Raw genomic sequence first — 22,076 nt, 5'->3', positions numbered from 1 at the left:
CTTCGGGGCTAGTGGCCGAGGACCTGCCACACCGCGATGGCCAACGCGCCGATCGAGGTCAGCGCGGCCACCGTGGGCAGCGGCCAGCGGGTGTTCTCCAGCGCGTTGAGCCGGGTGCTCAGGTCGTCCTGATCCTTGGCGGTCTGGTCGTCGCGGTGTGTGAGCAGGGCCAGTTGACCGTCGATGCGGGCCAGCTGGACCTCGAAGACCCGTCGTAACTCTGCGAGTTCTTCGGGGACCACAGGATGATCCGGGTCGGTGGTCACGTGTGAGCTCCTTCCTTGATCGTGGCATCAGTCGTTTCTCCACTGATGTACGCATCGGAAGTCAACTCGCCTGGTGGGCGCGGCGGGAGCGTGTGCGAACGGCATATGCGGGCCCGTGGCGCACTCCCCGTGCGAATGCGACGGGCCCCGTGCTCCGAAGAACACAGGGCCCGCTCGCGGATTACGGTGCGTGGTCAGGCGTAGGTGTAGAAGCCCGAACCGCTCTTGCGGCCGAGCCGACCGGCGTCGACCATCCGCTGGAGCAGCGGGGGAGCGGCGTACAGCGGCTCCTTGTACTCCTCGTACATCGAGTCCGCGATGGAGACGATGGTGTCGAGACCGATGAGGTCGGAGAGCTTGAGCGGGCCCATCGGGTGGGCGCAGCCCAGCTCCATGCCGTTGTCGATGTCCTCGCGGCTCGCGATGCCCGACTCGAACATCCGGATGGAGGAGAGAAGGTACGGCACGAGCAGCGCGTTCACCACGAAGCCCGAGCGGTCCTGGGCGCGGATCGCGTGCTTGCCGAGGATCTTCTCCACCATGGCCTGGGCGCGGCTGATCGTGCCCTCGGACGTGGTGAGCGCCGGGATCAGCTCGACGAGCTTCTGCACGGGCGCCGGGTTGAAGAAGTGGATGCCGACCACGTGGTCCGGGCGGGACGTCGCCACGGCCAGCTTCACCAGCGGGATGGAGGAGGTGTTCGAGGCGAGGATCGCGTCGGAGCGGGTCACGACCTGGTCGAGGACCTGGAAGATCTCCGTCTTGACCTGCTCGTTCTCGACGACGGCCTCGATGACGAGGTCACGGTCGGCGAACTCGCCGAGGTCCGTGGTGAAGGTGAGGCGCTCCTGCGTCTCCGCCAGCTCCTCCTCGGTGATCTTGCCGCGCGAGGCGGCCTTCGCGAGAGAGCTGAGCAGTCGGGTGCGGCCGTACTCCAGGGCCTCGCCGGTGGTCTCGGCCACCTTCACGTCGAGTCCCGCACGGGCGCAGACCTCCGCGATCCCGGCGCCCATCTGGCCGCAGCCCACTACGCCGACGCGTTGGATGTCACTCAAGGGGTCCGTCACCTCGTGCCTCTCGCTCTTCGTCCGGGTGTCACCGATGCCAGCGGCAGGGTGTCTCTCCGGGGGCTTCCGGATCCGCACGTTACCCCGTAGACATGAGTGGGGTGGAGTCCGGGTTAACGCCTGTTCATACGGGCAACACCGTGGCACACGGGGTTGGGGGGAACCTATGGGACATATCTCACGGATGTCGCGACGTGGATTCGCGCTCGGTGCTGCTCTGATGCTGACGACGGTCGCGGCGGGGGACGCCGGTGCCGCGGTGCCGGTACGGCGGGCGACGCGGGGCATGTGGCTGGCCACGGTGGCGAACCGGGACTGGCCCTCGCGGGCGGGGCTGAGCGCTGCCGAGCAGCGCGCCGAACTGATCGCGCACCTGGACACCGCCGTACGCCGCCGGCTGAACACCGTGATCTTCCAGATCCGGCCGACCGCCGACGCGTTGTGGCCCTCCCGTCACGAACCGTGGTCCGCCGTCCTCACCGGCACCCAGGGTCAGGACCCCGGCTGGGACCCGCTGGGCACCGCGGTCGCCGAGGCGCACACGCGCGGCCTCGAACTGCACGCCTGGTGCAATCCGTACCGGATCGCCAACCACACGGATCCGACGCGGCTGGTCCCCACCCACCCGGCGCGCCTGCACCCCGAGTGGGTCGTGCCCTACGGCGGCAAGCTCTACTACAACCCCGGCCTGCCGGAGGTCCGCCGCTTCGTCGAGGACGCGATGCTGGACGCGGTCGCCAAGTACCCCGTCGACGCCCTGCACTTCGACGACTACTTCTATCCGTATCCCGTCGCGGGCCAGACCTTCGACGACGACGAGGCCTACGCGACGTACGGCGGCGGCTTCCCGGACCGGGCGGCCTGGCGGCGCCACAACATCGACCGGCTGATCCGGGAGATGGCGGTGCGCATCAAGAAGACCAGGCCGCGGGCCCGGTTCGGCATCAGCCCCTTCGGGGTGTGGCGCAACAGGGCCACCGATCCGCTGGGTTCGGACACCACGGCCGGCGTGCAGACCTACGACGACCTGCACGCGGACACCCGCAAGTGGGTGCGCGAGCGACTCATTGACTACGTAGTGCCGCAGGTGTACTGGAACATCGGCTTCGCCGCCGCCGACTACGCGAAGCTCGTGCCGTGGTGGGCCGATGTCGTACGGGGCACGGGCGTGCGCCTCTACATAGGCGAGGCGCTCTACAAGGCGGGCGATCCGGCGCAGCCCGCACCGTGGCAGGACCCGGCCGAGCTGTCCCGGCACCTCACGCTGGCCGACGGCTTCCCGCAGGTGCGCGGGCACGTCTTCTTCTCGGCCAAGGAGGTCGGGCAGGACAGGAACGGCGCGATGGCCCGCGTGGTCGCGGACCACTACGACTGAGCCCACTACAGTCGCGTACTGCCCCTGGGTCAGGCCTTCTTGGCGGTGCGGGACCGCACGACGGCGTCCGGGCCCGGCGACATGATCGCCTCGTGACCGTCCTCGAAGCGCACCCGGAACGGCGGATCGCCGTCCGTGCCGAGCACTTCGATGATCTGCGCCACCCGGTCGTGCTGCCCGACGATCCGGCCGTGCATCAGAAGCTGGTCTCCTACGGTTGCGCGCATCAGGAGTGACCTCCTCCACGTGCCGTACGTTGCGTCAAGTGTACGGCGGTACGCGGAGGTTGGGACCGGTCTCAGCCACGCGCGCGTTGGGTGACCGCGATGCACAGCAGGACCGCCGCCGCGGTGAGCGGCGCCGCGACCGGCAGCGTCTCGCCGAGCAGGACGACCGACCATATGAGGGTCAGCAGCGGCTGCGCGAGCTGGAGTTGGCTCGCCTTCGGGATGCCGATCAGCGCCATGCCCCTGTACCAGACGACCAGGCCGAGGAACTGCGAGCCGATCGCCATCCACAGCAGCCCGGCCACGGCGTGCCCGGTGAGGTGCACGGGCTCGCTGGGCAGGATGAGCGCCGAGGCCACCACGGCGAGCGGCAGACACAGGACGAGCGCCCACGCGATCACCTGCCAGCCCGGCATCACGGACGCCAGACGGCCGCCCTCCGTGTAGCCCGCCGCACAGATCAGCAGCGAGGCGAACAGGAGCAGGTCGGCCCGCGTGAGGGCGCCGCCGCTCTGCTGCACCGTGAACGCGATGACCGCGCACGCCCCCACGCACGCGGCGATCCAGAACGTCCGCGAGGGCCGCGATCCGGTGCGCAGCGACGACAGGACGGCCGTCGTCAGCGGCAGCAGGCCGACCACGACCGCGGAGTGCGCGGTCGTCGCCGTCTCCAGGGCGAGCGTGGTGAGCATCGGGAAGCCGACCACCACTCCGGCGGCGACGACGGCGAGACCCGCCCAGTGTCGCCGCTCCGGAACGCGGACGCGCAGCGCCAGCAGACAGCCGCCCGCGAGCAGCCCGGCCAGCACGCTGCGCACGGCGATCAGCGAATAGGGGCCGAAGCCTTCTAGGCCCCAGACGGTGGCGGGGAAGGTGAGCGAGAAGGCGGTGACGCCGAGGGCGGCGAGCAGGGTTCCGAGGAACCTGCCGGGCTGCTGCTGCGGCGGCGCGAGCGGGGCGACGGCGGGCGCCCCCTGCCCGGCGACTGCTACCCGATCCCGCTCGATAGCGCTATTCTGTGCTCTCATGGAACAGAGTAGCAGCGTAGGAGAACTGGCGAAACAGCTCCGATCCGAGCTGAACCGCTACTCGCCGGGCGAGAAGCTGCCGTCGAGCCGGTCCCTCGTCGACCGCTTCAAGGTCAGCCCGGTGACGGTCTCCCGCGCGCTCGCCCAGCTCGCCGCCGAGGGGCTCGTCGTCACCCGCCCCGGCGCCGGCGCCTACCGTGCCGAGGCCCGTGCCTCGGCCGCGCCCGTCGGCGACACCTCCTGGCAGGAGGTCGCGCTGAGTGCCGACGCCGCGACGGAGGTCGTGCCGCGCGCGGTCGACGCGGCGGGCGTCCTGGTGACACTCGCGTCACCGCCGCCCGGCGTGATCGAGCTCAACACCGGCTATCTGCACCCGGTGCTGCAACCGGGCGCCGCCCTGTCCGCCGCCCTCGCACGTGCCGGACGGCGCCCCGGCGCCTGGGCCAAACCGCCCGTCGACGGCCTGCCCGAACTGCGCGAGTGGTTCGCGCGCGGCATCGGCGGGGCGGTCTCCGCGTCCGACGTGCTGATCACGTTCGGCGGTCAGTCGGCGCTCACCACGGCGCTGCGGGCCCTCGCGCCGCCCGGCGCCCCCGTCCTCGTCGAATCACCCACGTACCCCGGCATGCTGGCGATCGCGCGGGCGGCCGGGCTGCGGCCGGTGCCGGTGCCGGTGGACCGCGACGGGGTGCGCCCCGAACTCCTCGAACAGGCCTTCAGGGCGACCGGCGCCAAGCTCTTCGTGTGCCAGCCGCTGTTCCAGAACCCGACGGGCGCGATGCTCTCCCCGGAGCGCCGCCCCGAAGTGCTGCGGATCGCCCGCGCGGCCGGGGCGTTCGTCGTCGAGGACGACTTCGTACGCCGCCTCGTCCACGAGGACGCGGGACCGCTGCCCCGGCCCCTTGCCTCCGACGACCCCGACGGCGTCGTCGTGCACGTCTGCTCGCTCACCAAGGCGACGTCGCCGAGCCTGCGCATCGGCTGCCTCGCCGCCCGCGGCCCGGTCCTCGAACGGCTGCGCGCGATCCAGGTCGTCGACCACCTCTTCGTCCCGCGCCCCCTCCAGGAGGCCACGCTCGAACTCGTCGGCTCCCCGGCCTGGCCGCGCCATCTGCGCACTCTGGCGGGGGAGTTGCGCGACCGGCGCGACCTCCTCGCGGCCGCGGTCACCACGGAACTGCCCGCGCTCGACATCACGCACATCCCGGCCGGCGGCTACCACCTGTGGCTCCGGCTGCCCGACGGCACAGACGAGACCGTGCTGGTCGCGGGCGCCCTGCGCGCGGGCGTCGCGATCACCCCCGGCCGCCCGTACTTCTCGGCGGAACCCCCGGCGCCGCACATCCGGCTGAGCTTCGTGGGCGTCGCGGCGACAGCCGAGATCACCGAGGGTGTACGGCGTCTGAAGGAGGCCTGCGCGGAGGTGCTGGGCCCGAATCGGCTCGACGCGCACGCCTCCGGCCTGTGAGGATCCCCGCATGACCAGCTCTCTGCCCGACGGCTACGCGATATCCACCGACCCCGCCCGCATCGACGCGGACCGCGTCCACGGGTGGCTGTCCGAAGACGCGTACTGGGCGCTCGGCCGCCCCCGCGCCCAGCAGGACAAGGCGCTCGCCGGTTCCCTCAACTTCGGCGTGTACGAAACCGCTTCGGACGAACAGGTCGCCTACGCGCGCGTGGTCACGGACGAGGCCACGTTCGCCTGGCTCTGCGACGTGTACGTGGACCGCTCGGTGCGCGGCAAGGGCATCGGCAAGGCGATGGTCAAGGAGATCCGCGACCACCTGGAGCCCCTCGGTATCCGCCGCGTCCTCCTGGCGACGCAGGACGCGCACGGGGTGTACGAGGAGGTGGGCTTCGAGCCCCTGGAACACCCGGAGCGGTGGATGGCGCTGTACCTCAATGAGAGGATTGGGCAGCGGGGTCCGGGGGTCCGCCCCGGACCTTGACCCCGGCTACCCGCGAGTACACGATCAGGCAATGCAGCTGACCGTCACGCTCGTCGCCGCCGCGCGCAGCTCGACCCTGCTCGACGAGCGCTTCGACGACGACCGTCCCCTGGACAACGCGGGCTGGCACGGAGTGCTGTACGCGGCGCCCACCCTCGCCCCGCTGGCGGCGGCCGAGCTGCGCTACTGCTCGCCCACCCCGCGCAGCCGCGCCACCGGCGACGCCCTGGGCCTCGCCCCGCTCGTCCAGCCCGCCCTGCGGGACTGCGACATGGGCCGCTGGCGTGGACGCACGCTGACCGAGGTCGCGGCCGTGGAGCCCGGCGCCGTGGAGTACTGGCTGCGCGATCCCCGGTCGGCACCGCACGGCGGCGAGTCGCTGCTCACGTTCATCGGCCGGATAGGCGCCTGGCTGGACACCAGGCCCGCCGACGACGGCACCCGCATGGTCGCGATAGCCGAACCGTCCGTGGTCCGCGCGGCCCTCGTCTACGCCCTGAAGGCGCCCCCGTCGACGTACTGGAACATCGACGCGCGACCCCTGTCGACGGCGGTCGTCACCGGCCACCAGGGCCGCTGGAATCTGCGGCTCGGCGGTACTCCGTCGTGAGCAGCAGGTCCTTGGCGGGCCCCCGCACCCGCCACACGGTGCGCCACCGCTCGGCGTCGTACACGGTGAACTCGCCCCGGTAGAGATCGGCCGAGCACGGGTGGTCGGCGACGTGGTGCCCCGACCGTAGATCCAGGTCGTGGAAGAAGCGGCCGTCGGCGAAGTGCACGACGGCGGTACCGGCCTCCGCGCCCGGCAGATAGCGCAGTGTGCGCTCGGCGGGCCGGGCGGTCCCGCGCCACTCGAACGTGCCCGACTCGAAGTGCAGCAGCCCCTCGCCCTCGGCGTCGAAGTCGGTCGTCCCGGTGAACGTCCCCGTCACGTCCTCCGCGAGATCCCGCACCGTCCGCGCCACCTGCCAGCGCCCCGCCAGGAACTCCAACACGTCACAAACCGGCCAGAGTTGACTCGTCACGCACACCACTCCCGCTCACCGCTGCGCGAACCGTTGACGCGCGTACCGCTGCTTTCTATCTTGCCGTTCGCAGTTTAGGACGCCGTACGAAATATCGAACGGAAGGTGGGAGCGCACATGACGCGTGGACGACGCAGGCGCTGGAGACTCGGGCTCGGGGCCGCGGTGGGCTCCCTGCTGGTGGGCACGGCCGTGCTGCCGTCATCGGCCGCGGAGGCAGGAGGCGCGGGCGCGGCGGCGGACGCCACCGACTACACCGTCACCGTCGACCCGAGCCGCACGGGCGCGGCCATCGACGACACGATGTACGGCGTCTTCTTCGAGGACATCAACCGGGCCGCCGACGGCGGGCTCTACGCCGAACTCGTACAGAACAGGTCCTTCGAGTACTCCACGGCCGACAACAGCGGCTACACCCCGCTCACGGCATGGAGGACGAGCGGCACGGCGAAGGTCGTCGACGACTCCGGCCGCCTCAACGACCGCAACCGCAACTACCTCTCCCTGGCCGCCGGGGCGAGCGCCACCAACTCCGGCTACGGCACCGGATACACCCTCCGCAAGGGCGAGGCGTACGACTTCTCGGTCTGGGCGCGCGGCGACTCCGAGCTGACCGTGACCCTCGGCGACGCCGACGGCGCGCTCGCGACACCGCGCACGATCCGCACGCGCGGCGGCTGGGCCCAGTACAGGGCGACGTTCACGCCGAAGCAGGACACCACGACGGGGCGCCTCGCCGTCGCCACCGCGAAGGACGCCGCGCTCGACATGGTGTCCCTCTTCCCGCGCGACACCTACAAGGGCCGCGAGAACGGTCTGCGCAAGGACCTGGCCGAGAAGGTCGCGGCCCTCAAGCCCGGCTTCGTCCGCTTCCCCGGCGGCTGCCTGGTCAACACCGGCTCCATGAAGGGGTATGACGAGGCCTCCGGCTACGAGCGCAAGCGTGCGTACCAGTGGAAGGACACGGTCGGCCCGGTCGAGCAGCGCCCCACCAACGCGAACTTCTGGGGCTACAACCAGAGTTACGGGCTCGGCTACTTCGAGTACTTCCAGTTCGCCGAGGACATCGGCGCGATGCCGCTGCCCGTCGTCCCCGCCCTGGTCACCGGCTGCGGCCAGAACAAGGCCACAGACGACGACGCGCTCCTGAAGCGGCACATCCAGGACACCCTCGACCTCATCGAGTTCGCCAACGGCCCGACCAGCGGCAAGTGGGGCAAGCTCCGCGCGCAGATGGGCCACCCGAAGCCCTTCCACCTCACGCACCTCGCGGTCGGCAACGAGGAGAACCTGCCGAACGAGTACATGGCGCGCTTCAAGCAGTTCCGCGCCGCCATCGAGGCGAAGCACCCGGACGTCACCGTCATCTCCAACTCCGGCCCCGACGACAGCGGTACGACCTTCGACACGGCCTGGAAGCTCAACAAGGACGCGAAGGTCGACATGGTCGACGAGCACTACTACAACAGCCCGCAGTGGTTCCTCCAGAACAACGAGCGCTACGACTCCTACGACCGGCAGGGCCCCAAGGTCTTCCTCGGGGAGTACGCCTCGCTCGGCAACCAGTGGTCCAACGCCATGTCCGAGGCCGCCTACATGACGGGCCTCGAACGCAACGCGGACGTCGTCAAGCTCGCCTCCTACGCACCGCTGTTCGCGCGCACCGACACCGTGCAGTGGAAGCCCGACATGATCTGGTTCGACGACCAGAAGTCGTGGGGCTCGGCCGACTACGAGGTGCAGAAGCTCTTCATGCGCAACGTCGGCGACCGGGTGGTCCCCTCGAAGTCGAGCGCCACCCCGTCGACCCTGGAGCCGATCAGCGGCGCCGTGGGCCTGTCGACGTGGGCGACCAGCGCCGCGTACGACGACGTGTTGGTCACGGACGCCGACGGGAAGACCCTGCTGAGCGACGACTTCAGCGGTGACGCCGCACAGTGGACCGGGTCCGGCAGCGGCACGTGGAGCGTCCAGGACGGCCAGTACGTGCAGTCCGACGCCGCCGCCGAGAACACCCTGGTCACGGCGGGCGATCCGAGCTGGCAGAACTACGACCTGCACGTGAAGGCCACCAAGAAGTCCGGCAAGGAGGGCTTCCTCGTCGCCTTCGGCGTCAAGGACACCGGGAATTACTACTGGTGGAACCTCGGCGGCTGGAACAACACCTCGTCCGCCGTCGAACAGGCCGTGAACGGGGGCAAGTCCACGCTGATCTCCAAGGCCGGTTCCATCGAGACGGGCCGCGCCTACGACGTCGACATCAAGGTGCGCGGCCGCCAGGTCACGCTCTACCTCGACGGCCAGGAGTGGGGCTCCTTCAAGGACGACAAGCCCGCCGAGCCGTTCCGCCAGGTGGTCACCAAGGACCGGAAGACCGGCGACCTGATCGTCAAGGTCGTCAACGCACAGGAGTCCGCCGCCCGTACGAGGATCGACCTCGGCGGCGCCGACGTCGCGGACTCGGCGTCGGTGACGACGCTCGGCGCGGCGCCCGACGCCGAGAACACGGCGACCGAGCGGCCCGTGAAACCGGTGACGTCGAGGTTCGACGGCGTGGCCGACAGGTTCACGTACACGTTCCCGGGGAACTCGGTGACTTTCCTGAGGATCAAGAAGGGCTGAGCCCTTCCGGTCCCCGGGAGGAGGGGCGCGCGCGGTGCCCGGCGGCAAGGACAGGGGCGGCCGGGAGCCCCGTCGCCGCGCGCGTCACGCTCGCCGTGCAGCCGGGGTCCCCGCACTCGCAGGAGAACGCGACCTCCCGGTCGGCCGGCTCGCCGCGCGCCCACGGGCGGGCGAAGTAACCGGCGATCTGGTCGACGACCGCCTCGTTCGCCTCGCGGAGCAGGGCGCGGCGCTCTTTGCGCGCCCCGGCGTGCGGGCCCTCGGCGAGGGGGCCCGCCCAGAGCCGGGCGACCTCCTCAACGGTGTCCGTGCTGCCGTCGACGGTGAGGAAGGGCGCGCCGGACTCCCGTACCTCCGCCTCGATCTCCTGCGCGAGGCGGCGGTACAGGGTCAGCGGGCCGGGGCCCAAGCCCCGCTCCGCGAGCCGCTTTTCGAGCAGTTCGGGCGTCGGCAGCAGCCACAGCGCGGCCCGTCCCGGCAGGGCGCGGGCGACGCCCGGCGTGATCGTCGTGCCCTCGGCCACCGTCAGCGGGGCCGAGGGCAGCGCCCGTACGTCGGCCACGACCATCGGGCCGCGCTCGTGGTGCAGCGACATCGCGTAGAGCTCGTCCACGGGTCTCGCCCAGCGCTCGTCGGGCGGCAGCGTCTCGAAGCGGACGGCCGGCTCGTGGCGGGCCGCGAGTGCCCGGTCGCGGTGCGCCCAGGTGCGGGTGTCGGCGTGGTAGCGGCGTAGCCCGTGCCGCCGGGCGAGGCGCTCGGCGACGGTCGACTTGCCCGCGCCGGGCGCCCCGCCCAGCCACAGAACGTGCGTCACGCGCTCAGCCGTTCACGAACTTCATGCTGCCCGCGTCGTAACGGTCGCCCGCCACCTCGCCCGCGGGGGCCGCCGCGTCGATCGCGGCCAGGTCGTCCGCCGACAGCTCCAGCGTCGCCGCCGCGACGTTCTCCTCCAGGTACTTCTGGCGGCGCGTGCCGGGGATCGGCACCACGTCGTCGCCCTGGTGCTGTACCCAGGCGAGCGCCAACTGGCCGGCCGTGACGCCCTTGTCGGCCGCCAGCTCCTCCAGGCGGGCGACGATCGCGAGATTGCGCTCCAGGTTGCCGTCCGTGAAGCGCGGCTGGTTGCGGCGCAGGTCGCCCTCCTTGAACTGCTCCGTCGACGTGTAGGCGCCGGTGAGGAAGCCGCGCCCCAGCGGCGAGAACGGCACGAGCCCGATGCCGAGCTCCCGGCACACCGGCAGGATCTCCGCCTCCAGGTCGCGCGTCCACAGCGAGAACTCGCTCTGCAGCGCGGCGACGGGATGCGTCGCGTGCGCCCTGCGCAGCGTCTCCGCGCTCGCCTCCGAGAGGCCGAGGTGGCGGACCTTGCCCTCCTTCACCAGCTCGGCCATGGCGCCCACGGTCTCCTCGATGGGCACGCTCCGGTCGACGCGGTGCAGGTAGTACAGGTCGATGTGGTCGACGCCGAGGCGGCGCAGCGACGCCTCGCAGGCCTCGCGCACATAGGCCGCGTCGCCGCGCACCTCGACGGGCTCGCCGTACTTGTTGGCGAAGCCGAACTTCGTCGCCAGGACGGCCTGCTCGCGACGGCCCGGCGCGGCGAGAGCGCGGCCGATCAGCTCCTCGTTGTGCCCGGAGCCGTAGAAGTCCGAGGTGTCGAGCAGGGTGACACCGAGGTCGAGGGCGCGGTGCAGGGTGCCGATCGACTGCTCGTCGTCGGAGGGGCCGAAGCCGTGGCTCATGCCCATGCAGCCGAGGCCCTGTGCGGAGACGGTGAGCGCGCCCAGGCGGCGAGCGGGAAGGTTCGACATGGGTGTGCTGCCTCCAGTTGTGGTTCCGGTGCCGTACGCGCTCGACGCTATGACTTCGAGTGCGCTCCAAGGCAAGCGGCACGGGCCCGGTACGCTGCCCGCGCGCCGGGCACGCCGGCGGGCGACAAGGGGGAGCGGTCATGGGCGCAGCGCGGATCCGGTGCGGAGGGACGGCGGTGTGCGCCGCCTTCATGGCTTCCCTGCTCGCCGTCGCGGGGTGCGGGACGACCGGCGGCAAGGCGAAGGCCCCGGCCCCGTCCAAGGCCCACAAGGCGGAACTCTCCTGGAAGTTCGAGCACATCGCGGACTTCAACGGGGAGCTGACCGACGTCGCGGTCCTCGCCGAGGACGACATCTGGGCGGCAGGCGCCGAGAACGACGGCGGCTACTCGCCCCTGCTCCTGCACTACGACGGTGAGCGGTGGAGCCGCGAGCCCCTTCCCGACGCGCTCGGCTCCGGTGAGGGCTACCCGCCGATGCTCGAAGAGATCGGCGACAAGGTCCTGTGGATGCGGTCCGGGCCGCGCCAGGAAGGCGTCGCGCAGGAGGACGCGGCCGCGGCCAAGTGGGCGCAGTGGGACGGCACCCGCTGGTCCCCGGTGCCGAACCCGCCGCCCGGAGCGGCGGGCGATCTCGACGCGGCGTCCCCCGACGACATCTGGACGCTCACCGGCGAGCAGACCGCCGCCCACTGGGACGGCACGCGGTGGACCACGACCCGGCTCCCGTACGAGGTGAGCGATCTGGCCGTCGCGGGACCGGACGACGTATGGGCGGTCGGCTCCCGCTCCACCGGGCCGGGTACCGAGACGGTGCACGGCGAGCCGTACGCCCAGCCCGCCTCCACGCACTGGGACGGCACGTCCTGGAAGCCGGTGGACACGCCGCAGGCCCGCTTCGAGGAGCCGATCCCGCCCGAGCCCAGCGCGGGCCTGGGCCGGGTCGTCGCGCTCGACGGCGGGGAGGTGCGCGCCTACGGCAACAACTCCTTCAACCACGGCGAGGTCGAGCCCGAACCCGAGGACCAGTACATCCGGCTGCGCTGGGACGGCGCGAAGTGGGCCGACCAGGAGCCCGCGCCCGGTCGGTGCGAGCTGCGGATCCCGGTCGGCCAGGAGAAGGGCGGCCTCTTTCTCGACGGCAACTGGTACCTGACCGACGACAACCGCTGCGTGAAGATCAAACGCCAGCGCCTGCCCCTGTCGACCGGCGCCCGCAAGGCCTCGAACCAGCAGCTGTGGCTGAAGGAGATCCACCGGATCCCGCGCACCGGCGAATGGATCGGCGCCGGAAAGGTGGAGGTCATGCAGAGCGGCGACCCGTTCGGCGCGCCCGTCGTCGTCCGCCTGGAGCGTGGCTGAGCCGCCTGCGCCGTCTCCCGTGGCCCACCGGCGTCGACCGCACCACTCGTTGCATAAACGTGCACGGAGACGTATAGTCATGCCATCCAAGAGGAGGGTTCCATGGCGGTACGCGCAGCAGTGGCGGGAGCGAGTGGATATGCGGGCGGCGAAGTGCTGCGCCTGCTGCTCGCCCACCCCGAGGTGGAGATCGGTGCCCTGACGGGCAACTCGAACGCGGGGCAGCGCCTGGGCGCGCTCCAGCCCCACCTGCACCCGCTCGCCGACCGAGTCCTCCAGGAGACCACCACCGAGGTGCTCGCCGGGCACGACGTCGTCTTCCTGGCGCTGCCGCACGGGCAGTCAGCCGCCGTCGCCGAGCAGCTCGGCCCGGACGTGCTCGTCGTCGACATGGGCGCCGACTTCCGGCTGAAGGACGCGGGCGACTGGGAGAAGTTCTACGGCTCCCCGCACGCCGGCACCTGGCCGTACGGCCTTCCCGAACTGCCGGGTGGCCGCGCCGCGCTGGAGGGGTCCAAGCGCATCGCGGTACCCGGTTGCTACCCGACGGCCGTCTCGCTCGCCCTCGTCCCCGCGTACGCCGCGGGGCTCGTGGAGAGCGAGGCCGTGATCGTCGCCTCCTCCGGCACCTCCGGCGCGGGCAAGGCGGCCAAGCCGCACCTGCTCGGCAGCGAGGTCATGGGGAACATGTCGCCGTACGGCGTGGGCGGCGGCCACCGGCACACCCCCGAGATGATCCAGAACTTCAGCGCGGCGGCGGGGGAGCGGGTCTCCGTCTCCTTCACGCCGACGCTCGCGCCGATGCCCCGCGGCATCCTCGCCACGTGCAGCGCCAAGGCCAAGGACGGCGTCACCGCCGACCAGGTGCGCGCCGCGTACGAGAAGGCGTACGGCGACGAGCCGTTCGTCACCGTGCTGCCCGAGGGCCAGTGGCCGCAGACGGCCGCGGTGTACGGGTCGAACGCCGCGCAGATCCAGGTCGCGTTCGACGAAGCCGCGGGCCGCGTCATCGTCATCAGCGCGATCGACAACCTGACCAAGGGCACCGCCGGCGGTGCCGTCCAGTCCATGAACATCGCCCTCGGTCTCGACGAGACCACGGGGCTCTCGACGATCGGAGTCGCGCCGTGAGTGTGACGGCAGCCAAGGGATTCCAGGCCGCGGGCATCGCCGCCGGAATCAAGAACAGCGGGAACGCGGACCTGGCCCTCGTGGTCAACCGCGGCCCCCGCCTGGCCGCCGCGGGCGTCTTCACCTCCAACCGCGTCAAGGCCGCCCCGGTCCTCTGGTCCGAGCAGGTCCTCAAGGGCGGCCTCGTCTCCGCCGTCGTCCTCAACTCCGGTGGCGCCAACGCCTGCACCGGCCCCAAGGGCTTCCAGGACACGCACGCCACGGCCGAGAAGGTCGCCGAGGTCCTGGAGCTGAACGCCGGGGAGGTCGCGGTCGCGTCGACCGGCCTCATCGGCGAGCTGCTCCCCATGGACAAGGTGCTGCCCGGCGTCGAGACGGCCGCCGCCCAGCTCTCCGAGCACGGCGGCGAGAAGGCCGCCATCGCCATCAAGACCACCGACACCGTGCACAAGACGGCGGTGTACCAGGGCGAGGGCTGGACCGTCGGCGGCATGGCGAAGGGCGCCGGCATGTTGGCCCCCGGCCTCGCCACGATGCTCGTCGTCCTCACCACGGACGCCGACCTCGACAGCGAGGTCCTCGACAAGGCGCTGCGCGACGCCACCCGCGTCACCTTCGACCGCGTCGACTCCGACGGCTGCATGTCGACGAACGACACGGTGCTGCTGCTCGCTTCCGGAGCCGCCGAAGTCGCCCCGGAGTACGAGGAGTTCGCGAAGTCCGTCCGCCTCGTCTGCGACGACCTCGGCCGGCAGCTCATCGGCGACGCCGAGGGCGCCAGCAAGGACATCAAGGTCGAGGTGGTCAACGCCGCGAGCGAGGACGAGGCCGTCGAGGTGGGCCGCTCCATCGCGCGGAACAACCTCCTCAAGTGCGCCATCCACGGCGAGGACCCCAACTGGGGCCGCGTCCTGTCCGCCATCGGCACCACGAAGGCCACCTTCGAGCCGGACGAGCTGAACGTCGCGATCAACGGCGTGTGGGTCTGCAAGAACGGCGGCGTCGGCGAGGACCGCGACAAGGTCGACATGCGCTACCGCGAGGTCGTCGTCACCGCCGACCTCGCCGCGGGCACCGAGACCGCGACGATCTGGACCAACGACCTGACCGCCGACTACGTCCACGAGAACAGCGCGTACTCCTCATGAGCGAGACCAAAGAGACCAAGGCCGCCAGCGCGCGCAAGCACACCGCGCTGCCCAAGGCCCAGACGCTCATCGAGGCGCTGCCCTGGCTGACCCGGCACAACGGCAAGACCGTCGTCATCAAGTTCGGCGGAAACGCCATGATCGACGAGGACCTGAAGGCCGCCTTCGCGCAGGACGTCGTCTTCCTGCACCACGCGGGGCTCAAGCCCGTCGTGGTGCACGGCGGCGGCCCGCAGATCAGCAAGGCGCTGGACCGGCACGGCATCGTCAGCGAGTTCAAGGCGGGCCTGCGGGTCACCACCGAGGACGCCATGGACGTCGTACGGATGGTGCTCGCCGGGCAGGTGCAGCGCGAGCTGGTCGGCCTGCTCAACCAGCACGGGCCGCTCGCCGTCGGCATCACCGGCGAGGACGCGCACACCATCACCGCCACCAAGCACCAGCCCCGCATCGAGGGCGAGCTGGTCGACATCGGCCGGGTCGGCGAGATCACCGAGATCGACACCGGCGCCATCGAGGCCCTGCTCGCCGACGGCCGGATCCCGGTCGTCTCCTCGATCGCCCGTTCCCAGGACGACTCGCATGTCTACAACGTCAATGCTGATACGGCGGCTGCGGCACTCGCTGCTGCGCTGGACGCCGAGACGCTGATGGTGCTGACCGACGTCGAGGGCCTCTACGAGGACTGGCCCCATTCCGACGAGGTCATCAGCAGGCTCACCGCCACCGAACTCGAAAAGCTGCTCCCGGAGCTGGCGAGCGGCATGGTCCCGAAGATGGAGGGCTGCCTGCACGCCGTGCGCAACGGCGTGCACACCGCCCGCGTCATCGACGGCCGGGTCCAGCACTCGATCCTGCTGGAGATCTTCACCGACGAAGGCATCGGCACGATGGTCATGGCCGATGCGGAACAGCCGAAACAGGGGGACGCATCATGACCGGAACCAACGCGGAGCTGACCCAGCGCTGGCAGGGCGCACTGATGAACAACTACGGCACCCCGAGGCTGCCGCTGGTCAAGGGCGCGGGCGCCAAGCTGTGGGACGCCGACGGCAAGGAATACCTGGACTTCGTCGGCGGCATCGCGGTCAACGCGCTGGGCCACGCCCACCCCGCGATCGTCGAGGCCGTCTCCTCGCAGATCGGCTCCCTCGGCCACGTCTCGAACCTCTTCGTCGCCGAGCCGCCCGTCGCGCTCGCCGAGCGGCTGCTCCAGCTCTTCGGCCGGGACGGCGCGGTCTTCTTCTGCAACTCGGGCGCCGAGGCCAACGAGGGCGCGTTCAAGATCGGCCGGCTCACCGGCCGTACGCACATGGTCGCCACGACCGGCGGCTTCCACGGCCGCACGATGGGCTCCCTCGCCCTGACCGGCCAGCCCGGCAAGCAGGACGGCTTCACGCCGATGCCCGGTGACGTCACGCACGTCCCGTACGGGGACGTGGACGCGCTCAGGGCGGCCGTCACGGAACAGACCGCGTTCGTAATCATCGAGCCGATCCAGGGGGAGAACGGCGTCGTGGTGCCGCCCGCCGGCTACCTCAAGGCGGCCCGCGAGATCACCCGCGCCACCGGCACCCTGCTCGTGCTCGACGAGGTGCAGACCGGCGTCGGCAGGACCGGGCACTGGTTCGCGTACCAGGCGGAGGAGGGCATCGAGCCCGATGTCGTGACGCTCGCCAAGGGGCTCGGCGGCGGGCTGCCGCTCGGCGCGACCGTCGCGTTCGGCGAGACCGCGAAGCTCCTCAAGCCCGGACAGCACGGCACGACGTTCGGCGGCAACCCGGTCGCCTGCGCGGCCGGCCTCGCGGTCCTCGACACCATCGAGGGCGAGGGACTCCTGGAGAACACCAAGTCCGTCGGCGAGCGCATCAAGGCCGGCGTCGAGACGCTCGGCCATCCGCTGGTCGGCCATGTCAGGGGCGAAGGCCTGCTGCTGGGTATCGTGCTCACCGGGCCGCGCGCACCGCAGGTGCAGCAAGCGGCCCAGGAAGCGGGCTTCCTGGTGAACGCACCCGCACCCGACGTCGTCCGGCTCATGCCGCCGCTGAACCTGACCGACGCCGAGGCGGACGCGTTCCTCGCGGCGCTGCCCGCCGTACTGGACAAGGCAGCCGAGGACGAAGGACGATCCTGAGGAATGGGACGACGACGATGAGCAGCAAAGCGGAGAGAGACGCAGCCGCGGCCACGAGCCTCGCGCACGCGGCGGCCGCGGTGCCGCAGACCCGCGCCGCGCGGCACCGCCGGATAGTGGACATCCTCAACCGTCAACCGGTGCGCTCCCAGAGCCAGTTGGCGAAACTGCTGTCCGACGACGGCCTCACGGTCACGCAGGCCACGCTCTCCCGCGACCTGGACGAGCTGGGCGCGGTCAAGATCCGCAACACCGGTGGTGAGCTGATCTACGCCGTGCCCAGCGAGGGCGGCTTCCGCACCCCGCAGGCCCCGCTCGGCGAATCGGCCAAGGAGGAGCGGATGCGCCGCCTGGCCGGCGAACTGCTCATCTCGGCGGAGGCATCGGCGAACCTGGTCGTGCTCCGTACGCCGCCGGGCGCGGCCCAGTTCCTCGCCTCGGCGATCGACCAGGCCGAACTGCACGTCATCCTCGGCACGATCGCGGGCGACGACACGGTGATGCTGATCAGCCGCGACCCGGCAGGCGGCCAGTCCCTGGCCGACCACATGCTCCGCCTGGCCCAGAACGACCACTAGAGTCCGGCCGGGCTTCAAGCCCGACCGCGCAAGATCCAGCCCCTCCGGCGATTGAGGAGCGGGGTCCGGGGCAGAGCCCCGAGACGTCAGGGACGGGCTGGGCGAGGGGGTAACCCTCAGTCCAGCCCGAGCCCGCGAACCCCATCCGCCCCAAGAAACGCCACCAGCTCACCCCCGGAGGGCCCCGTCGCGGGACCCCGCCGGGTCACCGCAAGCGCAGCCGCCGCATTCGCGCCACGCGCAGCGTCCACCGCGGAAACCCCCCGCCCCAGCAGCGCCAGGAACGCGCCCACATGCGCATCCCCGGCCCCATTGCTGTCGACGGCCTCCACGGGGAACCCGGGCACATGCACCACGTCCCCCGTACCAGGCGGAGCCAACCAGCAGCCGTCCTTGTCGGCCCGCACCAGCACCCCACCCCCGTCCCGCAACCGCGAGCGCAGCGCCTCCGCCGCCTCCCGGGGACCGTCCACACCGGTCATCAGGAACGCCTCGCGGGCGTTGCAGCTCAGCCAGTCCGCGCGGGCGAGCACCGGCTCCAGAACCTCCGCCGGAATGTCCGCCACCAGCGGCGCCGGATCAAGACACACCCGTACGTCCCCCGGCAGCCCCGCGACAAGCCCGGCGAGCAGCGGCCCGTTGACCTCCATCACCAGGCCGTACCCGGACACCTGCACGATGTCGCCGCCCCGCACGGCGGAGGCGACCGTGGCGGCCTCACCCTCCGTCATCCGGGCGTCGACGCCGAAGCTCGTCACGAACGTCCGCTCGCCGCCGCCGTCGACGAGCGCCACGCAGAACCCGGTGTCGCCGTCCGTCCGCACGGGCAGCACCGCCTCGATGCCCTCGGCCGCGAGCGAGGCCCGCACCAACTCGCCGTAGGGACCGGTGCCGTGGACGCCCGCGTAGACCGCCTCGGCGCCGAGCCGACGGGCCGCGGTGAGCGTGTTGAAACCGCCGCCCGCGTACAGCTCGGTGCGGGTGCCGATGACGTCGCCGCCGCGCTCGGGCAGGGCCGGTACGTCGATGACGAGATCGGCGATGACGTTTCCGGCGAGCAGCACACGGGAGTCGCTCATCGGGCGGCCTCCTTGTCGACACCGGAACCGGCGGCGGAACCCGCCGCGGCGCTCTCCCCGAGGGTCACCGGCGTCCCCCGCCCCAGCACGGCGTACACCGCACCGCCCACGACGATCGCGACCAGCCACCCGAGCCCGTTCACGCCGAACCACGAGTCGGCCAGCGGCCCCTCGAACCACACGTCGTCCGCACCCGTCGCCGCCTTCGTGAACAGCAGCCCGGCCACGATCGCCGCCAACCACGCGACGACAGAGGGCAGATGGAAGCCGCCCCGGTACCAGTACCGGCTGCTGCGCCCGGTATTCATCAGCGCCTCTGCGTCGTACTCGCGCCCGCGCAGCATGTCGACGGCGATGATGCCGATCCACGCCGAGATCGGCACGGCGAGCAGCGTCAGGAACGTGCTGAACGGACCGTAGAAGTCGTCCGCGATCAGCATGAAGTACACGCCGCCGAGGAACATCAGCACGACGTCCAGGCACACCGCCCAGGCCCGCGGCACCCGCAGCCCCAGCGTGATCATCGTCAACCCGGCCGAGTATGTGGACAGATGATTGGACATCAGCAGGCCGCCGAACGCCGCGATCAGATACGGCACCGCCATCCACGACGGCAGCATCGCGTTGATCGCCGCGACCGGGTCGGACGAGGTCGCGAGCGTCGGGTCGCCCGCCGTGAGCAGCGAGCCCAGCGAGATCAGCAGCACCAGCGGAATGCCCGCCCCGAACGCGGAGGCCCGCACGAGCCGCCCGCCCGGAATCCTCTTCGGCAGGTAACGGGCGTAGTCCGCACCGGCGTTGGCCCAGCCGATGCCGGTGCCCGACGCGATGAACCCGATGCCCGCGACGACCCCCGACACCGGCCCGGCCGGGGCGTCGAGCACCTTCGACCAGTCGACGGTGGCGACGAGGAAGCCCATCACGACGAGGTTCAGGACGCCGAAGACCACCGTCGCCCACTTATTGATCCACATGATCGTGGCGTGCCCGAGCCCGCTGATCAGCAGCGTGCAGGCGATGAACACCAGGAGGCAGGCCAGGGTGAGAACCGTGCCACGGTCCGCCCCGAACACCGTCTTGAGCAGGGCGAGCAGCGCGTACGCCGCCGTGGTCGTCGTGATCGTCTCCCAGCCGACCCGGCTGAGCCAGCTGATCAGTGTGGGGCCGTGGTTGCCGCGCTGGCCGAAGACGGCGCGCGACAGGGTCAGGGCCGGCGCCCCGCCCTTTCTGCCCGCCAGGCTGAGCGCGCCGACCAGGGCGAACGAGCCCACCGAGCCGACGGCCGCGACAGCTACGGCCTGCCAGATGTTCAGGCCGCGGAAGGCGACGAGGGTCGCGCCGAGCGGCAGCCCGAGGATCGAGATGTTGGCGGCGAACCACGTCCAGAACATCTGGCTCGCGTGGCCGTGCCGCTCGCTGTCGGGGACCGGTTCGATCCCTCGGGTCTCCACGGTGCCGACGCGGTCGTTCTCCGTTGAAGCGGCCATCGCGGAACCTCCTTAGCAGGACGTCAGGGTGGTGGGTCGGGGGCGCGGTGGGTCAGGCCGCGCGGTGGGTGAGCAACTGGCGGGTCAGCGGCTCCAGTTCGAGATCGTTGACCGTGCGCAGGGTGCGTACGGCGTCGGCGGGCAGCCCGCTCAGGCCGTGCAGGGAACCGGCGATCGCACCCGCCATCGCGGCGATGGTGTCGGAGTCGCCGCCGAGGTTCGCGGCGAGCAGCGCGGAGCGCCACGGGTCGCCGCCGGTCAGCGCGAGCACGGCGAAGGCCGCCGGGACGGACTCCTGGCTGGCGACGCTGGTGCCGATCAGGGCGTCGATCCGGTCGAGGGCCGCCGCCTCGTCGAGGCCCGCGATCAACTCCCGTACGCAGCCGATCCGCGCCGAGATGGAGGCGCCCGCGATCCAGTGACCGCGCCGGGACCCGGCCGCCGCCGCGGCGATCGCGGCCTCGAACACGTCGTCCAGGCCGCCGCCCGCGATCCCCGCGGAGACGGCCGCGGCGACGGCCGCCGCGCCCGCGATGCCGACGGTCGTGTCGTGGGTGACCTGGCAGGACTCCACGACCCGGTCGAGGAAGGCGCCGGTGTCGCCGGGAGCGTAGGGGAAGGCGATGCCGACCGGGGTGACGCGCATGGCGGCGCCGTTCGTGGTGCCGTACTTGCCGGCCTCCTTCGGGTCGGTCCCGCGTGCCACCGCGTCGAGCGCCGCCTTGGTCGAGGGGCCGAGGAGGTCGAAGGACCCCTTGGCCTTCATCTCCTTCTCCCAGGACAGGAGTTCCTCGGCGAACCGCAGCGGGTCGACGTGCCCGCCGCCCTCGACGAGCAGCCGCGCCACGATCACCGCCTGGTCGGTGTCGTCGGTGACGGATCCGGCGGGCATCCCCGCGCTCACCGGGTTGTCGGGGCGGGCCGGTTCGAAGCCGGTCAGGGTGCCGTAGCCGCGGACGACGTCCTCGCGGGACATGACCTGCGTCGGCATGCCGAGCGCGTCACCGAGCGCGAGCCCGTAGAAGGCGCCGAGGGCGCGGTCGAACTGGGGGGTCTCGGTCACGGGTGGCCTCCTCGGCCGGAACGTACGTGCAGTTGGAACCGTGCGGGATCCAGCAGGCTGGTGACCTGCTCGACCACGCTGCCGTCGGCGGCGCGGAACACCTGGGCGACGCGCAGGAAGGACTCGCCGGGGGAGCGGTGCAGCCGTTCGGCGTCCTGCGTGTCGAGGCCGACGACGGCGATGTGGGCGTCGCCGGAGTCCGGGACGCGACCGGCGGCGGCCAGGGTGCGGCTGAGCGAGCCGCCGTCGAGGCCGCGCTCGGCGAGATCGGCCAGCGCGCCGACGGCGGGTACGCGGCTGAACTCCAGCGAGACGCCCTGCCCGTCCGGCAGTCGCCGAACGCGGTCGAGGGCGGTGAACTCGGCTATTTCCAAGCCGAGTTCGGCTGCCAGCTCCCGGTCCGTCGTCCGGGCGAGGCGCAGGGTCTCGGTGGTCAGCTCCGTGCCCTGCGCGGCGAGCGCCCGGGTCCAGCCGAGCTGCTGGTCGAGCGGGGCGCCGTCGAAGGTGACGATCGAGCCGATCCCGGCGTGCGTCTCGATGAGCCCCTGCTCGCCGAGGAGGCCGAGGGCCTGCCGCACGGTCGTGCGGCTGACTCCGAACCGCTCTCGCAGTGCGTGCTCACCGGGCAGTTTGCTGCCGCCGGCGTGCACGCCCGTGCGGATCTCCTCGGCGAGGACATGGGCGACGCGGTGATGCTTGTGAACCTGTCCAGGCATGTCTAG

At 71.5% G+C, this 22,076-nt stretch carries 22 protein-coding genes; 11 read left to right on the top strand and 11 right to left on the bottom strand.

What is annotated here, in order from left to right; translation table 11 throughout:
* Positions 1-8: 8 nt before the first annotated feature.
* Positions 9-266 (bottom strand): hypothetical protein, encoded by a 258-nt coding sequence (locus tag ACY34M_RS21895; RefSeq protein ID WP_462719499.1) that lies wholly within the window; start codon positions 264-266, stop codon positions 9-11.
* Between the two features lie 194 nt (positions 267-460).
* On the bottom strand, positions 461-1,321 hold the full coding sequence (locus tag ACY34M_RS21890; protein WP_462719500.1) for a 3-hydroxybutyryl-CoA dehydrogenase: 861 nt from the start codon (positions 1,319-1,321) through the stop codon (positions 461-463).
* A gap of 178 nt (positions 1,322-1,499) precedes the next feature.
* On the opposite strand from ACY34M_RS21890, the gene ACY34M_RS21885 reads away from it, so the two are divergent.
* A complete protein-coding gene (locus tag ACY34M_RS21885) occupies positions 1,500-2,708 on the top strand; it encodes a glycoside hydrolase family 10 protein (protein ID WP_462719501.1) in 1,209 nt (402 codons plus the stop codon).
* Between the two features lie 29 nt (positions 2,709-2,737).
* Here ACY34M_RS21885 and ACY34M_RS21880 read toward each other — a convergent pair whose 3' ends face one another.
* Entirely contained in the window at positions 2,738-2,935 is a 198-nt protein-coding gene (locus ACY34M_RS21880) for a DUF1918 domain-containing protein (protein ID WP_462719502.1), read from the bottom strand.
* A 71-nt stretch (positions 2,936-3,006) separates the two neighbouring features.
* Entirely contained in the window at positions 3,007-3,963 is a 957-nt protein-coding gene (locus ACY34M_RS21875; RefSeq protein ID WP_462719503.1) for a DMT family transporter, read from the bottom strand.
* Between ACY34M_RS21875 and ACY34M_RS21870 the strand changes: the two genes are divergently transcribed.
* From ACY34M_RS21870 to ACY34M_RS21860, 3 genes are read left to right on the top strand one after another with little or no spacing between them, the layout of a single operon-like run.
* The gene (locus tag ACY34M_RS21870) at positions 3,962-5,431 is read left to right on the top strand and encodes an aminotransferase-like domain-containing protein (protein ID WP_462719504.1); all 1,470 of its coding nucleotides are present in this window, start codon (positions 3,962-3,964) and stop codon (positions 5,429-5,431) included. The genes ACY34M_RS21875 and ACY34M_RS21870 overlap by 2 nt on opposite strands.
* 10 nt (positions 5,432-5,441) lie before the next feature.
* Positions 5,442-5,915 (top strand): GNAT family N-acetyltransferase, encoded by a 474-nt coding sequence (locus ACY34M_RS21865; protein WP_462719505.1) that lies wholly within the window; start codon positions 5,442-5,444, stop codon positions 5,913-5,915.
* Between the two features lie 31 nt (positions 5,916-5,946).
* Positions 5,947-6,525 carry a histidine phosphatase family protein gene (locus tag ACY34M_RS21860; RefSeq protein ID WP_462719506.1) on the top strand — a complete coding sequence of 193 codons (579 nt, stop codon included), beginning with the start codon at positions 5,947-5,949 and terminating at the stop codon, positions 6,523-6,525.
* Here ACY34M_RS21860 and ACY34M_RS21855 read toward each other — a convergent pair.
* Positions 6,473-6,940, bottom strand: coding sequence for a DUF6314 family protein (locus tag ACY34M_RS21855; protein ID WP_462719507.1), 468 nt, complete (start codon positions 6,938-6,940; stop codon positions 6,473-6,475). The two genes, ACY34M_RS21860 and ACY34M_RS21855, sit on opposite strands and share 53 nt — an antisense overlap.
* A 117-nt stretch (positions 6,941-7,057) precedes the next feature.
* Here ACY34M_RS21855 and ACY34M_RS21850 point away from each other — a divergent pair, with 117 nt between their 5' ends.
* The gene (locus tag ACY34M_RS21850) at positions 7,058-9,562 is read left to right on the top strand and encodes an alpha-L-arabinofuranosidase C-terminal domain-containing protein (RefSeq protein ID WP_462719508.1); all 2,505 of its coding nucleotides are present in this window, start codon (positions 7,058-7,060) and stop codon (positions 9,560-9,562) included.
* Here the strand turns inward: ACY34M_RS21850 and ACY34M_RS21845 are convergent.
* A complete protein-coding gene (locus ACY34M_RS21845) occupies positions 9,549-10,376 on the bottom strand; it encodes a hypothetical protein (RefSeq protein ID WP_462719509.1) in 828 nt (275 codons plus the stop codon). The genes ACY34M_RS21850 and ACY34M_RS21845 overlap by 14 nt on opposite strands.
* Before the next feature lie 4 nt (positions 10,377-10,380).
* Entirely contained in the window at positions 10,381-11,373 is a 993-nt protein-coding gene (locus ACY34M_RS21840; RefSeq protein ID WP_462719510.1) for an aldo/keto reductase, read from the bottom strand.
* A 140-nt stretch (positions 11,374-11,513) separates the two neighbouring features.
* On the opposite strand from ACY34M_RS21840, the gene ACY34M_RS21835 reads away from it, so the two are divergent.
* From ACY34M_RS21835 to ACY34M_RS21810, 6 genes are all read left to right on the top strand, one after another.
* The gene (locus ACY34M_RS21835) at positions 11,514-12,734 is read left to right on the top strand and encodes a hypothetical protein (RefSeq protein WP_462719511.1); all 1,221 of its coding nucleotides are present in this window, start codon (positions 11,514-11,516) and stop codon (positions 12,732-12,734) included.
* 102 nt (positions 12,735-12,836) lie between these two features.
* Complete coding sequence (gene argC, locus ACY34M_RS21830; protein WP_462719512.1) at positions 12,837-13,865, top strand: N-acetyl-gamma-glutamyl-phosphate reductase; 1,029 nt, start codon at positions 12,837-12,839, stop codon at positions 13,863-13,865.
* Positions 13,862-15,013 carry a bifunctional glutamate N-acetyltransferase/amino-acid acetyltransferase ArgJ gene (argJ, locus tag ACY34M_RS21825; protein ID WP_462719513.1) on the top strand — a complete coding sequence of 384 codons (1,152 nt, stop codon included), beginning with the start codon at positions 13,862-13,864 and terminating at the stop codon, positions 15,011-15,013. The genes argC and argJ overlap by 4 nt, the downstream gene beginning before the upstream one ends.
* Positions 15,010-15,951 (top strand): acetylglutamate kinase, encoded by a 942-nt coding sequence (gene argB, locus ACY34M_RS21820; RefSeq protein ID WP_462719514.1) that lies wholly within the window; start codon positions 15,010-15,012, stop codon positions 15,949-15,951. The genes argJ and argB overlap by 4 nt, the downstream gene beginning before the upstream one ends.
* Entirely contained in the window at positions 15,948-17,147 is a 1,200-nt protein-coding gene (locus ACY34M_RS21815; RefSeq protein ID WP_462719515.1) for an acetylornithine transaminase, read from the top strand. Before argB ends, ACY34M_RS21815 begins: the two co-directional genes overlap by 4 nt.
* Positions 17,148-17,164: 17 nt before the next feature.
* Positions 17,165-17,725 (top strand): arginine repressor, encoded by a 561-nt coding sequence (locus tag ACY34M_RS21810; protein ID WP_462719516.1) that lies wholly within the window; start codon positions 17,165-17,167, stop codon positions 17,723-17,725.
* A 116-nt stretch (positions 17,726-17,841) separates the two neighbouring features.
* On the opposite strand, the gene ACY34M_RS21805 is transcribed toward ACY34M_RS21810, so the two are convergent.
* Genes ACY34M_RS21805 through ACY34M_RS21790 form a run of 4 tightly spaced genes read right to left on the bottom strand, consistent with a single transcriptional unit; the run spans position 17,842 to position 22,070 of the window.
* Positions 17,842-18,804, bottom strand: a complete 963-nt coding sequence (locus ACY34M_RS21805; protein WP_462719517.1) for a PfkB family carbohydrate kinase — start codon at positions 18,802-18,804, stop codon at positions 17,842-17,844.
* Positions 18,801-20,291 carry a purine-cytosine permease family protein gene (locus ACY34M_RS21800; protein WP_462719518.1) on the bottom strand — a complete coding sequence of 497 codons (1,491 nt, stop codon included), beginning with the start codon at positions 20,289-20,291 and terminating at the stop codon, positions 18,801-18,803. The genes ACY34M_RS21805 and ACY34M_RS21800 overlap by 4 nt, the downstream gene beginning before the upstream one ends.
* A 52-nt stretch (positions 20,292-20,343) precedes the next feature.
* Positions 20,344-21,354 carry an ADP-ribosylglycohydrolase family protein gene (locus tag ACY34M_RS21795; protein WP_462719519.1) on the bottom strand — a complete coding sequence of 337 codons (1,011 nt, stop codon included), beginning with the start codon at positions 21,352-21,354 and terminating at the stop codon, positions 20,344-20,346.
* Entirely contained in the window at positions 21,351-22,070 is a 720-nt protein-coding gene (locus tag ACY34M_RS21790; RefSeq protein WP_462719520.1) for a GntR family transcriptional regulator, read from the bottom strand. The genes ACY34M_RS21795 and ACY34M_RS21790 overlap by 4 nt, the downstream gene beginning before the upstream one ends.
* Between the last annotated feature and the right edge of the window lie 6 nt (positions 22,071-22,076).

The organism is Streptomyces sp. EDA2-14 (assembly GCF_054963755.1).
Note: the sequence above shows the minus strand (reverse complement) of the source record. Positions and strands in the feature narration are given on the sequence as shown.

Bases quoted from the DNA above. Each gene is read 5' to 3' on its own strand.
- argB (WP_462719514.1), top strand. From the start codon at position 15,010: ATGAGCGAGACCAAAGAGACCAAGGCCGCCAGCGCGCGCAAGCACACC.
- ACY34M_RS21865 (WP_462719505.1), top strand. From the start codon at position 5,442: ATGACCAGCTCTCTGCCCGACGGCTACGCGATATCCACCGACCCCGCC.
- ACY34M_RS21835 (WP_462719511.1), top strand. From the start codon at position 11,514: ATGGGCGCAGCGCGGATCCGGTGCGGAGGGACGGCGGTGTGCGCCGCC.
- ACY34M_RS21870 (WP_462719504.1), top strand. From the start codon at position 3,962: ATGGAACAGAGTAGCAGCGTAGGAGAACTGGCGAAACAGCTCCGATCC.
- ACY34M_RS21790 (WP_462719520.1), bottom strand. From the start codon at position 22,070: ATGCCTGGACAGGTTCACAAGCATCACCGCGTCGCCCATGTCCTCGCC.
- ACY34M_RS21810 (WP_462719516.1), top strand. From the start codon at position 17,165: ATGAGCAGCAAAGCGGAGAGAGACGCAGCCGCGGCCACGAGCCTCGCG.
- ACY34M_RS21805 (WP_462719517.1), bottom strand. From the start codon at position 18,804: ATGAGCGACTCCCGTGTGCTGCTCGCCGGAAACGTCATCGCCGATCTC.
- ACY34M_RS21850 (WP_462719508.1), top strand. From the start codon at position 7,058: ATGACGCGTGGACGACGCAGGCGCTGGAGACTCGGGCTCGGGGCCGCG.
- ACY34M_RS21885 (WP_462719501.1), top strand. From the start codon at position 1,500: ATGGGACATATCTCACGGATGTCGCGACGTGGATTCGCGCTCGGTGCT.
- ACY34M_RS21815 (WP_462719515.1), top strand. From the start codon at position 15,948: ATGACCGGAACCAACGCGGAGCTGACCCAGCGCTGGCAGGGCGCACTG.
- ACY34M_RS21880 (WP_462719502.1), bottom strand. From the start codon at position 2,935: ATGCGCGCAACCGTAGGAGACCAGCTTCTGATGCACGGCCGGATCGTC.
- argC (WP_462719512.1), top strand. From the start codon at position 12,837: ATGGCGGTACGCGCAGCAGTGGCGGGAGCGAGTGGATATGCGGGCGGC.
- ACY34M_RS21860 (WP_462719506.1), top strand. From the start codon at position 5,947: ATGCAGCTGACCGTCACGCTCGTCGCCGCCGCGCGCAGCTCGACCCTG.
- ACY34M_RS21875 (WP_462719503.1), bottom strand. From the start codon at position 3,963: ATGAGAGCACAGAATAGCGCTATCGAGCGGGATCGGGTAGCAGTCGCC.
- ACY34M_RS21840 (WP_462719510.1), bottom strand. From the start codon at position 11,373: ATGTCGAACCTTCCCGCTCGCCGCCTGGGCGCGCTCACCGTCTCCGCA.
- ACY34M_RS21800 (WP_462719518.1), bottom strand. From the start codon at position 20,291: ATGGCCGCTTCAACGGAGAACGACCGCGTCGGCACCGTGGAGACCCGA.